General features: G+C 68.1%; 15 protein-coding genes. 6 read left to right on the plus strand and 9 right to left on the minus strand.

Going from position 1 to position 13,725, the window contains the following annotated elements:
• Nucleotides 1-199: 199 nt before the first annotated feature.
• The 4 genes from corA to EV193_RS00635 all read left to right on the plus strand — a co-directional run bounded on the left by corA (nt 200) and on the right by EV193_RS00635 (nt 3,720).
• The gene (corA, locus tag EV193_RS00620; protein ID WP_130341956.1) at nt 200-1,279 is read left to right on the plus strand and encodes a magnesium/cobalt transporter CorA; all 1,080 of its coding nucleotides are present in this window, start codon (nt 200-202) and stop codon (nt 1,277-1,279) included.
• A gap of 221 nt (nt 1,280-1,500) precedes the next feature.
• Entirely contained in the window at nt 1,501-2,187 is a 687-nt protein-coding gene (locus tag EV193_RS00625; RefSeq protein WP_130341957.1) for a metallophosphoesterase family protein, read from the plus strand.
• Nucleotides 2,177-3,019 carry a ParB N-terminal domain-containing protein gene (locus EV193_RS00630; protein ID WP_130341958.1) on the plus strand — a complete coding sequence of 281 codons (843 nt, stop codon included), beginning with the start codon at nt 2,177-2,179 and terminating at the stop codon, nt 3,017-3,019. The genes EV193_RS00625 and EV193_RS00630 overlap by 11 nt, the downstream gene beginning before the upstream one ends.
• 65 nt (nt 3,020-3,084) lie before the next feature.
• Entirely contained in the window at nt 3,085-3,720 is a 636-nt protein-coding gene (locus EV193_RS00635) for a GNAT family N-acetyltransferase (protein WP_130341959.1), read from the plus strand.
• On the opposite strand, the gene EV193_RS00640 is transcribed toward EV193_RS00635, so the two are convergent.
• Both EV193_RS00640 and EV193_RS00645 read right to left on the minus strand, forming a co-directional pair.
• Nucleotides 3,705-4,103 (minus strand): peptidase inhibitor family I36 protein, encoded by a 399-nt coding sequence (locus tag EV193_RS00640; RefSeq protein WP_165401160.1) that lies wholly within the window; start codon nt 4,101-4,103, stop codon nt 3,705-3,707. The two genes, EV193_RS00635 and EV193_RS00640, sit on opposite strands and share 16 nt — an antisense overlap.
• 181 nt (nt 4,104-4,284) lie before the next feature.
• Nucleotides 4,285-4,842 carry a cysteine hydrolase family protein gene (locus EV193_RS00645; protein ID WP_130341960.1) on the minus strand — a complete coding sequence of 186 codons (558 nt, stop codon included), beginning with the start codon at nt 4,840-4,842 and terminating at the stop codon, nt 4,285-4,287.
• A 72-nt stretch (nt 4,843-4,914) separates the two neighbouring features.
• Here EV193_RS00645 and EV193_RS00650 point away from each other — a divergent pair, with 72 nt between their 5' ends.
• On the plus strand, nt 4,915-5,880 hold the full coding sequence (locus EV193_RS00650) for a GlxA family transcriptional regulator (RefSeq protein ID WP_130341961.1): 966 nt from the start codon (nt 4,915-4,917) through the stop codon (nt 5,878-5,880).
• Nucleotides 5,881-5,993: 113 nt separating this feature from the next.
• Here EV193_RS00650 and EV193_RS33025 read toward each other — a convergent pair whose 3' ends face one another.
• The 6 genes from EV193_RS33025 to EV193_RS00680 form a co-directional block, all read right to left on the minus strand.
• The gene (locus tag EV193_RS33025; RefSeq protein ID WP_165401161.1) at nt 5,994-6,677 is read right to left on the minus strand and encodes a hypothetical protein; all 684 of its coding nucleotides are present in this window, start codon (nt 6,675-6,677) and stop codon (nt 5,994-5,996) included.
• 81 nt (nt 6,678-6,758) lie between these two features.
• Nucleotides 6,759-7,940 (minus strand): ABC transporter ATP-binding protein, encoded by a 1,182-nt coding sequence (locus EV193_RS00660; protein ID WP_130341962.1) that lies wholly within the window; start codon nt 7,938-7,940, stop codon nt 6,759-6,761.
• A gap of 6 nt (nt 7,941-7,946) precedes the next feature.
• Entirely contained in the window at nt 7,947-8,825 is an 879-nt protein-coding gene (locus tag EV193_RS00665) for a carbohydrate ABC transporter permease (RefSeq protein ID WP_130341963.1), read from the minus strand.
• Entirely contained in the window at nt 8,825-9,790 is a 966-nt protein-coding gene (locus tag EV193_RS00670) for a carbohydrate ABC transporter permease (protein WP_130341964.1), read from the minus strand. Before EV193_RS00670 ends, EV193_RS00665 begins: the two co-directional genes overlap by 1 nt.
• Nucleotides 9,787-11,109 carry an ABC transporter substrate-binding protein gene (locus EV193_RS00675; protein WP_242613072.1) on the minus strand — a complete coding sequence of 441 codons (1,323 nt, stop codon included), beginning with the start codon at nt 11,107-11,109 and terminating at the stop codon, nt 9,787-9,789. The genes EV193_RS00670 and EV193_RS00675 overlap by 4 nt, the downstream gene beginning before the upstream one ends.
• A 211-nt stretch (nt 11,110-11,320) precedes the next feature.
• Nucleotides 11,321-11,845 carry a YflT domain-containing protein gene (locus tag EV193_RS00680; protein WP_130341965.1) on the minus strand — a complete coding sequence of 175 codons (525 nt, stop codon included), beginning with the start codon at nt 11,843-11,845 and terminating at the stop codon, nt 11,321-11,323.
• A 125-nt stretch (nt 11,846-11,970) separates the two neighbouring features.
• Here EV193_RS00680 and EV193_RS33900 point away from each other — a divergent pair, with 125 nt between their 5' ends.
• Nucleotides 11,971-12,186: a VOC family protein gene (locus tag EV193_RS33900; RefSeq protein WP_341273131.1), complete on the plus strand. Its 216-nt coding sequence runs from the start codon at nt 11,971-11,973 to the stop codon at nt 12,184-12,186.
• 247 nt (nt 12,187-12,433) lie between these two features.
• Here the strand turns inward: EV193_RS33900 and EV193_RS00690 are convergent, their stop codons facing one another.
• Nucleotides 12,434-13,630 carry an acyl-CoA dehydrogenase family protein gene (locus tag EV193_RS00690; RefSeq protein ID WP_130341966.1) on the minus strand — a complete coding sequence of 399 codons (1,197 nt, stop codon included), beginning with the start codon at nt 13,628-13,630 and terminating at the stop codon, nt 12,434-12,436.
• Nucleotides 13,631-13,725: the final 95 nt, after the last annotated feature.

A 13,725-nucleotide genomic window follows, 5' to 3' on the forward strand; every position in this document is an offset into this window, starting at 1 on the left:
GGAGGTGAGGACGAAGTGAGTGGCACTACCGGTGCCCATAGCGCCGAGAGCGCACCTGGGTGCAGTACCACCAGCGTCCCCACCGAAAGGGCCGGCCACACGAGGTAGGCCCTGCGGCATCGGTCGGGGCGCTCCAGCGCCGGGGTGGTCGTGTCCGGCGCGTCGTACACGCAAACGACGTGAACGCCTGGAGGACCTCATGCCCTCGATCCCGTCCCTCGGCGGCCTCAGAAAAGTCACGAGCCGCCGGCCGGCCACAGCCCGTGCACCGCAACCGGTGCCGGCCTACGTGGTCGACTGCGCGGTCTACATCGACGGCGAACGCCTGCCCGGCCAGTGGTCCTACACCGACGCGATCAGCGAGGTGCGCTCCCGGCACGAGGGGTTCGTCTGGATCGGCCTGTACGAGCCGGACGCCGAGCAGATCCAGGGCATCGCGGACACGTTCGGCCTGCACGAGCTGGCCGTCGAGGACGCCGTGCACGCCTACCAGCGGCCGAAGCTGGAGCCCTACGACGACAACCTGTTCATGGTGTTCAAGACCGTGCGGTACGTGGAGCACGAGTCGCCGACCACGGCCAACGAGATCGTCGAGACCGGCGAGATCATGGCGTTCCTCGGCAAGGACTTCATCGTCACCGTGCGGCACGGCGGCCACTCCAGCCTGCACGACCTGCGCGGGAAGATGGACGCCTCGCCGGAGCGGCTCAAGCTCGGGCCGGCCGCGGTGCTGCACGCGATCGCCGACCGGATCGTGGACAACTATCTCGCCGTGACCGAGGCGATCGAGGACGACATCGACGAGATCGAGTCGATCGTGTTCGCGCCCCGGGGCGTGGTGGGCGCCGAGCAGATGTACCTGATGAAGCGGGAGATCGTGGAGCTGCGGCGCGCCGTGTTGCCGTTGGCCACCCCGCTGCGCAGGCTCGCCGAGGGTTGTTCGCCGGTCGTTCCGGAGGACGTGCGCTCCTACTTCCGCGACGTCGAGGACCACCTGACCAGGGTGGCCGAGCAGGTGGCGAGCTTCGAGGACCTGCTCAACACGCTGCTGGACGCGGTGCTCGCGAAGATCACGCTCCAGCAGAGCATGGACATGCGCAAGATCACCGCCTGGGCGGCGATCATCGCGGTGCCGACGATGGTGGTCGGCGTGTACGGCATGAACTTCGACTACATGCCGGAGACGCACTGGAAGTTCGGGTACCCGATGGTGATGCTCGTGATCGTCGGCGTGTGCCTGATGCTCTACCGAATATTCCGTCGGAATCGATGGCTGTAGCTGGGTCGCCCCTGTCGGGGGTTTCAGGGCCGCCCAGCTCGCCATGCCTCCCACTGACCACTCTTGTTCCACCCGGAGGGTTTCCGATGGTTCGGCTGCTGACCAACATTCGCTTCTGGATGATGACGTTCATCCTGCTCTGGCTCACCACCGTCACGGTGATCATCGCCGGGCAGCCTTGAGTGCCTGGCCGGACGGCGAATAGCCGTTAGGCTCGCCCTATGGCCAGGGTGTTGGCGGTGGCCGACGAGGTGGTGGAACACCTCTGGACCGAGCAGGTGCGGCGGCATGACGTCGACCTGATCCTCGGCGCCGGCGACCTGCCGTTCGACTACCTGGAGCACCTGTCCAACACGCTGGACAAGCCGTGCGTGTTCGTGCCGGGCAACCACGACCCCGATCTCGGCGGGTACACCCGCGTGCGCGGGCTGTGGCTGCGCGGCGGGTTTCCGGCACGCTGGCCCGGCCCGGCCGGCGGGTCCAATGTGGACGGTCGGCTGACCGAGCGCGCTGGCCTGGTGATCGCCGGGTTGGGCGGCTCGATCCGGTACAACGACGGCGTCAACCAGTGGACCGAGCAGCAGCAGGCGCGCCGGGCCCGCCGGCTGGCCAGAACCGTTGCGTGGCAACGGTTTCGCGGCCTGCACGGGGTCGACGTGCTGCTCACCCACTCGCCGCCGCGCGGGGTGGGCGACCGGGAGGACGCGCCGCACCGCGGGTTCGTGTGCCTGCACGACACGGTGCGCCGGCTGCGGCCGAAGCTGCTCGTGCACGGCCACATCCACCCGCATGGCGAGGCGGTGCCGGATCGGACGCTCGACGGGACCCGGGTGGTCAACGTCGTCGGCTACCGGGTGCTCGACATCCCCACCTCCGATCACGCGAGAGGGACGACCCATGCCCGGTGACACCGGTTTTCCCTTCGCCGACGCGGAGAACGACTTCATCCGGATGCGCCGGCGGCAGGTGCTGTCCCGGTTGGCCGCGTGGCTGCGGCGCGAGCCGGACGACGTCAGCATCATGCTGCCGTTCGACGAGGTCATCGACGCGCTGGGCCGACTCGGCGAGCGGCGGCTCGGGCTCAAGGTGATCGAACTCGAGTCGATCGTCGGCAGCGTGGACCGCACCCGCGACTTCGACCGTCGGTTCCGCCCGACGTCCGGCCGCGTCCGGGAACGCTGGCAGCGGCTGGCACTGGCCACCCGGCGCGGCGAAGCGATCCCGCCGATCGAGGTGTACCGGGTCGGCGACCTGCACTTCGTGATCGACGGCCACCACCGGGTGTCGGTCGCCCACGCCATGGGCCTGAAGACGATCGACGCGTACGTCACCGTGATCAGGACCCGGATCTCCCCCGAGGGCATCCGCTATCGCGGCGACCTCATGGTGAAGGACCTCCGGCGGATCTTCCTCGACCGCGTTCCACTGACCGGCGAGGCGCGCGCCGCCATCCGGTTCACCGACCCGTGGGACTACGCCGAGCTCAGCGAATCGGTCGAGGCGTGGGGCTTCCGGCTGATGCAGGACGAGGGCGAGCTGCTCGACCGCGCCACGGTGGCGCGCCGGTGGTACGAGGAGGAGTTCGTCCCCGTCGTCCGGATGCTCCGGCAGGCCGCCATGATCGAGACCCAGACCGAGGCCGAGGCCTACCTGTGGGTCATCTGCGAGCGCTACCGCCTCATCCGCACCCACCGGTGGGACGACGAGGTATTCACCGCCGTCCGCGAGCAACGGAGATAACTCCCGGCTCGGGTGACCGGACCCGCGCGTGCGGCACGGTCCCGCCGGCATGATGTGATGCCAGCGTGCTGGTCACCACCACCTACCTCGAGCAGCGGTCCCCCGACGACATTCGGCCGGCGAAAGCCCCTGCGGAGCCGATCGACGTGGTCCGTGCCGAGAACCCGACGCCCGAGTTCACCCGATTTCTGTACGCCACCGTCGGCGGGGACTGGTTCTGGGTCGATCGGCTGACCTGGTCGCATGACCAGTGGGTCGAGCGCCTCGCCAAGCCGATGGTGGAGGTGTGGGTCGCGTGGTCTGGCGGCACACCAGCCGGATACGTCGAGTTCATCGGGCGATCCGCCGAGGACACGGCCGTGACCTCGGACCCGGCCCCACCGTCCACTTCGGACACTATTCAGTTGGAGATCGCCTCATTCGGCCTCCTTCCCGGCTTTCTCGGCCGTGGTATCGGTGGACATCTGCTGACGGTCGGCTGCCAGCGCGCGTGGTCGGTGCACGAGCGCTGGCCGGGTGTGCCGCCCGTCGGCCGCGTGTGGCTGCACACCTGCTCGCTGGACGGCCCGGCCGCGCTCGGCAACTATCAGGCGCGCGGATTCACCCCGTACCACACCAAACAGACGGACGAGGCGATGCCGCCTCGCACGCCGGGCTCATGGCCGGGCCCGTCCACGAGCGACGGTCAGCTCCAGACCTGAACCCCGCGCACCGTGAAAGGTGCTTGCGGCACAAAGGTTCCGCCGCCCGGATAGGTGGAGAAGTCCTCCTCGGTGTCGCAGTTTCTGGCCTGGTACACGGTGATGTGCTTCTCGGTGCGGTTCACGAACGACCGCGCGTCCACGCCCTCGGGCAGCGGTACGCACTCGCCGGCCGTGGCGATGTTGGGGTCGATCGTGTGGATCGGGCCGCGGTACTGCTCGCCCGGCCACAGACAGAACAGCCCCCGGTCGCAGCCGTACACGGTCGGGTCGGCGGGTGCCGGCGGCGCGGCGATCGTGCCGGCCTGCGCGGTCGCGCCGACGCCGATCGTCCCCGCTGCCATCGCCGCCACGACGGCGGCCACGCGCACTGAATTCCTCATGTGGAGTCCTCTCCCCTGGCCGGCGCTCCCGGTTGGAGCGCCGTGTTCTTCAAGCGGGGCAAGGATTTCCTGTGCGGGACCACCGCCGCCAGGTTTCCGCACGGCACCACTCGAAGGGCTGCTGCGGCTCCCCCGATGGAGATCATCGGGCGGCGTGAAGGCCACCTTCACGCCAGCCGTGTCACCCGATCGAGGCGACCAACTCCGTGGTCGACACGACCGTCGCGAACCCCAGCGCGGTCAGACTCGCCGCGGTCGCCGTGCGCAACGCCTCCGCGGGGACCGTCTCGCCGTCCGGCCCCACCGCGTCGAAGGTGAACGTGGCGTCCAGCGCCACCCGCACCCGGTAGCCGAGATTGTTGCCGACGCGCGTGGTGGTCTCGACGCAGCCGTTGGTCTGGATGCCGACCAGCGCGATGTCGCCGATCCCCCGCTCGGTGAGCCACCGGTGCAGGTCGACGTGCCCGTGAAACGCCGAGTGCACGCTCTTGCTGAACATCAGATCGCCGCGCACACCGTCCAGTTCGGGCTTGAAGGCGTTGCCCGGAGTACCGGCGGCGAGCGGTGAACCCGGCTCGACCGAGTCGTGCCGCACGAGGACGATCGGCTGCCCGGCACGCTGCCACGCGCCGATCACCTCGGCGATGTTCGCCTCCGCCGCCGGGTTGTCGCGCCGGCCCATCGTCGGGTCGTCGAAGCCGCGCTGAACGTCGATCACGATGAGTGCTGTCGTTGTCATGGCGTCCACCCTTCCGGCGGCGGCACCCGGCCGGCGAGAGACAGAATCAGCGCGTTGCGGTACTTTTCTGCCATGCGCACGATCGGCGTTCTCCTGCTGCCGGACAGCCGCGTGTTCGACCTCGCCGTGGTGTGCGAGGTGTGGGGCGCCGATCGCACGGACGACGGCATCGGCCCGTTCGACCTGCGGTTGTGCGCGCCAGGGCGGCGCACCGTCACGCTCAGCCCGGCCGGCCAAACCCGCGCGACGCACGGCCTCGCCGGCCTGCGCGGCTGCGACCTGGTGATCGCGCTGGGCCGCGACGACCCGCGCGCGGAGGTGCCCGCCAGCGCGCTCGCCGCGCTGCGCAGGGCACACCGGGACGGCGCGACCGTCGCCGCGCTGTGCTCCGGCGCGTTCACCCTGGCCGCAGCCGGCTTGCTGGACGGACGGGCCGCCACGACGCACTGGGCGCTGCTGGACCAGCTCGCCGAGGCCGCGCCGCGCGCCGTCCTGCGGCGGGACGTGCTGTTCACCGAGGACGGCCGGGTGCTCACCTCCGCCGGCGTGGTCGGCGGTCTGGACCTGTGCCTGCACCTGGTGCGCCGCGACCTCGGTGCCGAGGTGGCCGCCACGATGGCGCGCCGGATGGTGATGCCGCCGGTTCGCGAGGGCGGCCAGGCCCAGTACGTGTGGGCACCCGTCCCGGCGCGGCCGGAGCGCGGCGACATCGCGTCCACAATGGACTGGGCGCTGGCCGGGCTGGGCGAGCCGATCTCGGTGCCGGACCTCGCCGCGCACGCCGGCATGAGCGAGCGGGCGTTCCACCGCGCGTTCACCGCCGCCACCGGCACGACACCCGGCAGATGGCTTCTGCTGCAACGGATTCGGCACGCGCAGCGGCTGTTGGAGACGACCGACCTGTCCGTCGAACGGGTCGCGCACCGGTCCGGACTCGGCAGCCCGGCGAACCTGCGCAGGCGGATGCTGGCCGAGATCGGCACCAGCCCTGGCGCCTACCGCCGCACGTTCAACAGTCCACTTCGGACAGTCAGCTAGAACTACAGGGCTACAGCGGGTCGAGCCCGCTCAACCCGTTAGCAAGCCGAAGGGGTCGAGCCCGCTGAACCTTTTAGCGTCGCTAAGGACACATCGAGGTAGGCCCCGCAGTACTAGCGCTGGCCGCCGCGGGTGATCGCGTGCACGACCATGGCCAGCACGCGCACCCGCTCAGCGATCTCGCGGGCCGAGGTCTTGGCGAACACCTTGGACGCCGTGCACACCAGTTCACCACCGCGCACCGACAGGTTGCCGATGTCGTTCTCCACCATCAGCCGCGTCGCCGCCGGGGTGAACAGCCGGTTCACCACCGCCGGATCGCCGTCCTCGATCAGGTACCGCTTGTTGAACTCCGGGTCGGCGGTCCGCGGCGCCGGCTGGTCGGCGAACTTCTGGGACGCGACCGCGAACAGCCGCAGCGGCGGGATCGGCACCGGCAGCCGCAGCGCGAAGACCGTGTGCACCTCGGTCTCCTCGGACCACAACAACCCGGTGCGGACACCGGTGCGCATCCGGAAGTCGAACGCGGTGAACGGCACGCCTTCCTGCACACCGCTGAGCACCCCGAACGCCACCCGCCGGTCGCCGTGCTCGGTGAACGGCGGCACCGGGTACCTGGTGGTCAACTCGGGCACGGAGGCGTCGAACCGCCAGCCCGCCTCGGCGGCGAACCGTTCCCGCTCGGCGTTCTTCGCGGCCTGCCGCTTCTTCACGAACGTTCTCGGCAGTACGAAGGTGAGCACGTTCAGCAATACGTACAGCACCACGATCCCGGCGACCACCAGGACAACGGTCACGGCTCCCCTTCGTTCGCACGGACGGGCGGGCCCACAGTAACGGCGCGTCCCCGGTACCGGGGACGCGCCGTCCGAACCTGCTCAGCCCGAGTAGGTGAGGTTCCTGCCGCTCTCCGGGTCGAACAGCTGCACCTTGTCCGCGTCGAACCAGATGTCCAGTTCCTCGCCCTCGGACGCACCCGAGGCCGCCGACAGCCGGGTCACCAGCGCCATCGCGGTCTCACCAGCGTCGGCGGTACCCGCGTCGGCGGCCAACTCGGCCAGCTCCTGGGACTCGATGTGCCGGCCGTCGACGTTGAAGTACGCGTACTTGTCCGAGCCCATCGACTCGAGCACCTCGACGCGGGACTTGAACACCACACCACCGCCACGCGCGGCGTCGTCGATCAGTCGCGCGTCCTCGAAGTGCTCCGGCCGAACGCCCATGATCACGTCGCGGTTGGCGTTGGCCGCCTCCACGAGTTGGCGCACCCGGTCGGTCAGGGTCACGTCGCCAAGCGGAGAGGTGACCTTGCCGTCGGCGAGCGTGGCCGGCATGAAGTTCATCGCGGGCGATCCGATGAAGCCCGCGACGAACAGGTTCGCCGGGTTGTCGTAGAGGAACTGCGGCGAGCCGATCTGCTGCACGAGCCCGCCGCGCAGCACCACGACCCGGTCGCCGAGGGTCATCGCCTCGGTCTGGTCGTGTGTCACGTAGACGGTCGTGGTGGCGAGCTGCTTCTGCAGCTTGGACACCGAGGTGCGCATCTGCACCCGCAGCTTCGCGTCCAAATTGGACAGTGGCTCGTCCATCAGGAACGCCTTGGGGCTACGCACGATCGCGCGTCCCATGGCCACCCGCTGGCGCTGTCCGCCGGACAGGTTCGCCGGCTTGCGGTCGAGGTGCTGGGTGAGGTCGAGGATCTCGGCGGCCTCGTCCACCTTGGCGCGCACGGTCGCGTCGTCGACCTTCGCCAGCCGCAACGGGAACGCCATGTTCTCGCGCACCGACATGTGCGGGTACAGCGCGTAGGACTGGAACACCATCGCGATGTCGCGGTCCTTCGGCGCCTTCTCGTTCACCCGCTGCCCGTCGATGCGCAGTTCGCCGTCGGAGATGTCCTCCAGTCCGGCGATCATGTTCAGCATCGTGGACTTTCCGCAGCCGGACGGGCCGACCAGGATGATGAATTCCCCGTCGGCGATCTCGATATTCGCCTCGGACACCGCTAGCGCGCCGTCCGGGTATCGCTTGGTCACCTTGTCCAGGACGATCTCGGCCATGGTTCGCTATCCCTTCACGGCTCCGGACGTCAGCCCCGCGACGATGCGACGCTGGAAGAAGAGCACGAAAATGATGATCGGAATGGTGATGATGACCGCGGCTGCGGACGTCGTTCCGGTCGGATCCTCGAAATAGGACGCGCCGGTGAAGAACTGCAGCGCGGCCGGCACGGTTCGCGATTCGTTCGTGGAGGTGAGCGAGATCGCGAACAGGAAGTCGTTCCAGCAGAAGATGAATACCAGGATCGCCGTGGTGAAAACGCCCGGCGCGGCCAGCGGGGCGATCACCTTGCGGAACGCCTGCCCCGGCGTGGCGCCGTCCATCTTCGCCGCCTTCTCCAACTCCCACGGAATCTCGCGGAAGAACGCCGACAACGTGTAGATCGCCAGCGGCAGCGCGAAGGTGATGTACGGCAGGATCAGGCCGGGCCAGGTGTCGAAGAGCCCCAGCGAGCGCTCCATGTCGAACAGCGGAGACACCAGCGACACCTGCGGGAACATCGCGATCATCAGCGAGACGCCGACCAGTATGCGCTTACCAGGAAAGTCGAGCCGCGCGATGGCGTATGCCGCCATGGTGCCCAGCACGACCGCGATCAGCGTGGCGATCAGCGCGATGCCGATCGAGTTGATCAGCGCCTGGATGAAGTCGGTCGTCTTGAAGATGTTGATGTAGTTGTCCCACGTCCATTCGTTGGGAATGAAGCTCTTGTCGGACAACGTGCTCGGAGTCTTGAAGGACAGGGAGACGATCCACAGCACCGGGATGATCGCGTAAGCGATCACCAGGATGTCGATCAGACCCCAGCGGGCCTTCGGTCCCCACCGCGTCCAGATCGACGGGCGGGTCCACTGGTCCTGGTCGGGAGCGGTCTGGATGGCCATCAGCGCCTCCCCTCCTCGTCGCTTCCGGGTGCCGCGGTGCCGAAGAGCTTCACGAAGATGAACGCGATGATCGCCACCGTGATGAAGATCAGCACCGACATGGTCGAGCCGATGCCCAGGTTGAGGCCCTTGATCAGGTTGTTGTACGCCTGTATCGACACCGACGATCGCCCTTGCGAGCCCTGTGTCAGCACGAAGATGTTGTCGAAGATCCGGAACGCGTCCAGCGTGCGGAACAGCAGCGCGACCAGGATCGCCGGCTTCATCACCGGCAGCATCACCTTGACGAACCGCTGCCACGCGCTGGCGCCGTCCATCTGCGCGGCCTTGAGCAGGTCGTCGGGCACCAGCGCCAGGCCGGCCATCAGCAGCAGAGCCATGAACGGCGTGGTCTTCCACACCTCGGCGAGCGTGATGATGCCCATCGAGGACCAGAAGTTGACCAACGGGTCGGTCTGGCCGGCGAACAGATCGGCGAGGTAGCCGGTCTCGCTCTGCCAGGCGTAGCGCCAGGAGAACGCGGCCACCACGGTCACGATGCCGTACGGGATCAGCGCGACCGTGCGCACCAGGCCCCGGCCGACCAGCGTCCTGTGCATGATCAGCGCCAGTGTCATGCCGAGCACCAACTCGATGGCCACCGACACGACGGTCAGCATCATCGTGATGCCGAAGGCCTGCCACCAGTACGGGCTGCCGAGCACGGTGACGTAGTTCTCCAGCCCGACGAACGCCTGCTGATCGGGGAACCGCAGGTCGTAGCGCTGCAGCGACAGCCAGATCGAGTAGATGATCGGCCATCCGGTGACGGCCAGCATGACCAGCGCGGCGGGGGCGCACAGCCACAGTCCGAGCTTGCGCTCGGCCTTCTTGCCCTCGCTCAGTTCGCGCTTGCCGCCGGCCTTGCGCACCGCCGCCTCCGCGCCGACGGCGTTCTGCGTGAGCAGTTCACCGGTCTCGCTCATGGGAGAACCCCCTTGGACTGCAACGCATCCGCGAGTTCCTTGCGCAGTTTTTCGACCACGCCCGGCAGGTCGATGTCCGAGAACGGCGCCAGGTGGGTCTGCAGCACCGTCGACACGTTCTGATAGGCGGGTGTCAGCGGGCGGACGGCCGGGTCCTTCAGCTCCTCGAGAAGCTTCTCCTTCATCGGATACGCCTCGCGCATGGTCTTGGTCTTGCCGCCGATGTCCATCGGCGACTCGTCGGTGTAGATCGACTCGATGGTCGGCGCGAACGCGTCGGCCAGCGCGGAGTACTTCTGGCTTTCCTTGCTGCGCAAGCACAACGCGGCGTCGAACGCCTCCGCCTGGTGCTTGGAGTGCGCGCTCACGGCGAGGTTGAACCCGCCGATCGCGGTCCGGCTCGGCTGGCCGGGGTTGACGCCGGGGTACCGGGCGTACTGGAAGTTCTTCGCCCGCTCCGGGTTGTTCTTCTGGATCGAGGCGTACACGTAGGGCCAGTTCAACTCGAAGGCCGCCTGGCTGCCGGCCGCCTCGAAGCCCTTCTGGACGTTCTCCTCCTTGGCGTTGTCCAGCGAGGGACTGGTGACACCGGCGGTGGCGAGCTTCTTGAGCACCTCGAGGCCCTTGACCGCGCCGGCGTCCATCACCACGGACTTGCCGTCGTCGGAGATGACCTTGCCGTTGGCCGAGGCCACCGCGGAGTTGTAGTGCACGAGCATGCCTTCGTACTGCGCGCCGTGCAGCAGGACCTGGTACGGCAGGTTCATGCTCTTGAGCTTCTGCGCCGCGGCGATCATCTCGTCGAAGGTGGTCGGCACGGCCACGTTGGCCTGCTTGAGCAGCGCCGCGTCGTACCAGAGCAGCTGCACGTTGGTGTTCTTCGTCGCGGCGTAGAGCTTTCCGTTCCACGTGGCGGTGGCCTGCGGACCGGGGAGCACGCCTTCGGAGGCCTGCTGCTTGTTCGCCCCTGTCCACTCGACGATCCACTTCGCCTCGGCGAACTCCGGCACGGACGTCACGTCCAGGCCGAGCAGGTCGACCTCGGTGTCACCCGCGGCCAGCCGGCGAACCATCTGCTCGCGCTGGCCGTCGGCGTCTCGCGGCAGCTTGTGGAAGACGATGTTGTAGCGGTTGCCGGCCTGTGCGTTGCACTTGTCGACGACCTTCTGAAAGCTCTCCTCCGGCGCGAGGTAGAGATTGATCGTCGTGCCGGAGTCCGACCCGCACGCGGTCAGTGCCCCGGCCGCGACGAGCACCGCGCCGGCGATCGCGATCAATCGCCTCTGACCATGTTTTCGTCCGGGGAATCGCTCACCCACGGCGCCCCGCCTCCTTCCGGCTACGCACGCGGCGCCGACGGTCGGGATGGGGTCACACACGTCGGCACCATGGCGTGCTGGACGGTTGCATGTGCGCCAGATCACACACGCAGGACCGAACGTCGAAGAAACTATGCCTGTTGATCACTTGCCGCAAGCGCTGGACGCAACGATTCGAGTACTCCCCCAAGTGGAGGGCGACGCGAATGGGTCAGGCCGTTGCGCCACCCGGACGCATGGCGAGCTTCGCCAGCAGGTCACGGGCCTGCTCGGCGTTTCGCGGTTGACAGAGCACGTCGTAGCGGCCGGCCACGAGTTGGCTGGACGAGGCGAAATCGCGCCGGCCGCGAGTGGTCGCGTAACCGGCGGCGGCGAACACGAGGCCGAACGCCACGCCCGCGCCGAGGCCGACCAGGATCGGCGTGACCGAGCCGCCCTGTGGCGAGAACAGGCCGAGCAGAAGGCCGACGAACAGACCGAACCACGCGCCGGAGGCGGCACCCGTGCCGAGCACCTTGCCCCAGGACAGCCGGCCGATCACCCGCTCGACGAGCATCAGGTCGACGCCGACGATGGTGACCTGCTCGACGGGAAACTCGTTGTCCGCCAAGAAATCCACGGCCCGTTGGGCCTCTTCGTAGTTGTCGTAGGATCCGATCGGCCAGCCGGACGGCCGCGTCGGCAATCTGGGTACCCCCGCACCTCGGCGGGACCCACCCGAGAACGAACCGGTCACTGCTGATCACCTCTCCGCGCGGTCACCTGTCAATCCTGCCACCGCTGCTACCGTCCAGTCTCCTCGAAGGAAGGCGCCGGTGTGTCAGTTCGCGTCCAGCACGTCACGATCGACTGCCAGGACCCGTGGAAGCTCGCCGGGTTCTGGTCGGTGGTCACCGGCTGCGCTTCGATCTCGTGCCGCTGGAGCGCACCCGGGACGACGAGGTCGCGCGGCTGATCGAGGCGGGCGCCACGCTCTTCGACGACCAGCGGCGGCCCAACGGCCGGGGCTGGGTCACGCTCGCCGATCCGGAGGGCAACGAGTTCTGCGTGGAGCCCAGCGACGCCGAGCGGGCTTAGCACGCCGCAAACGCGCGAGTTCCGCGCTCAGACACGGTGAGTCCCGCGCTCACGCAGCACGAACGCGGGACTCACCGGTGCACAGCGCGGGACTCACCGGTGCACAGCGCGGGACTCGCGGTGCCAAGCAGCCGCACCTTAGGGGAACGGGACGCAACCCAGCCCCGGTGACGACGCAACGGCACCATGCGCTGGAAGGCACCCATTACTGGGAAATGCCGGGGAGGCGGTCGAGCCTCGCGGGGGGTCAGCCGCGGGACTTGTACTCGCGCAGCAGTCCGCGGCTGATGATCGTCTTCTGGATCTCGGAGGTACCCTCGCCGATCAGCAGGAACGGCGCCTCACGCATGAGCCGCTCGATCTCGTATTCCTTCGAGTAGCCGTATCCGCCGTGAATCCGGAACGATTCCTGAGTCACCTCGGCGCAGTACTCGGACGCGATCAGCTTCGCCATTCCGGCTTCCACGTCGTTGCGCTCTCCGGAGTCCTTCAGCCGGGCCGCGTTCACCATCATCAAATGCGCGGCCTCGACCTTGGTCGCCATTTCCGCGAGCTTGAACGCGATCGCCTGGTGCTCGGCGATCGCCTTGCCGAACGTGCGGCGCTGCTGCGCGTACTCGACCGCCAGCTCGAACGCCCGAATCGCAATCCCACAGGCCCGCGCGGCCACGTTCACCCGGCCGACCTCGACGCCGTCCATCATCTGCCCGAAGCCCTTACCGGACGCGCCGCCGAGGATCTTGTCCGCGCCGATCCGGAATCCGGAGAACACCGCCTCGGTGGTGTCCACGCCCTTGTACCCCATTTTGTCGATCTTGCCGGGAATGATGAGGCCGGGCAGCACCTCACCGAATCCCTCCGGCTTCTCGACCAGGAACGCGGTCAGGTTCTGGTGTGCCTTCTCCGCACCCTCGTCGGTACGCACCAACACGGCCAGCAGATTCGAGCTGCCGCCGTTGGTGAGCCACATCTTCGCGCCGTCGATGACGTATTCGTCGCCATCGGCCTTGGCGCGCGTCTTGATGCTCGCCACGTCCGACCCGAGATCCGGCTCGGACATCGAGAACGACCCGCGCACGTGGCCGGCCGCCATCTTGGGCAGCAGGCTCCGGCGCTGCTCGTCGGTGCCGTGGTGGCGGATCATGTGCGCCACGATGAAGTGCGTGTTGATCACGCCGGAGACGCTCATCCAGCCGCGCGCGATCTGCTCGACGACCAGCGCGTAGGTCAGCAGCGACTCGCCGAGGCCGCCGTACTCCTCCGGGATGGTGAGGCCGAACAGCCCCATCTCCTTCATCCCGGCCACGATGTCGGACGGGTAGGTGTCCGCGTGCTCCAACGTCTGCGCGTGCGGGATGATCTCCTTGTCCACGAAGTCCCGCACGGTGGCGAGGATCTCCTGCTGGACGTCGGTGAGTCCCGGGGTCTGAGCGAGGCGGGCCATCCGGCGCTCCCTATCGATGTCGGGCGCTGACAAAACGGTTACCGGGCAGTATGCCGCCGTTAACGCTCGTTCGCGTAGTGATGGTGCGCTCCGCC

The organism is Herbihabitans rhizosphaerae, from assembly GCF_004216555.1.
In the GTDB taxonomy this organism is placed as follows: Bacteria; Actinomycetota; Actinomycetes; order Mycobacteriales; family Pseudonocardiaceae; genus Herbihabitans; species Herbihabitans rhizosphaerae.